Annotated in this window: 1 protein-coding gene; it reads right to left on the bottom strand. The window is 72.9% G+C overall.

The annotated features are described in order from the left end of the window. Positions 1 to 275 (bottom strand): hypothetical protein (locus tag C5F48_RS24980; RefSeq protein ID WP_146170797.1); only part of this gene is annotated, 275 nt, incomplete at its 3' end. Positions 276 to 432 lie beyond the last annotated feature (157 nt).

The following is a 432-nucleotide window of genomic DNA, read 5'->3' as shown; positions in this document are numbered from 1 at the left end:
CCCCTCGGCGCGCAGCGCTTGCCGAGCCACAGCAGCCGCGTCAGCCGTGAGCAGGCTGCGACATCGGTGGGCGGCGCCAGCCACTCGACTTGGCTGTCGGTCAACACCAGCCGCGTCCCGGCGACCAGCTTCGGCAGCGTCAGGGCGGCGAACTCGGGAGCCTCGGCGCTGCCGGACAGATGCGGCTGGGCCCGCCGGCTGGATGATCGGTGACCCGCCGCGCCCGGATCGGCAGGCCGTCGCAGGGGGCCTGTAGTGCTCCCGGGTGGGGTCATGCCGGGCGGGGCTGCGTGGGGGAGGATCCGGCGTCCTGCCCGGTCTCAGGCTCCGTCTCCGACCAATCATCCGGGCTTGCGTCCGGCTCCCCGTCCAACCCCGCTTCTGCCTCCAGGCGGTGTCTCGCACATGAAGCGCACTTCCGACCGGCTGTTC

The sequence above is a fragment of the Cereibacter changlensis JA139 genome, assembly GCF_003034985.1.
GTDB lineage: Bacteria > Pseudomonadota > Alphaproteobacteria > Rhodobacterales > Rhodobacteraceae > Cereibacter > Cereibacter changlensis.
Note: the sequence above shows the minus strand (reverse complement) of the source record. Positions and strands in the feature narration are given on the sequence as shown.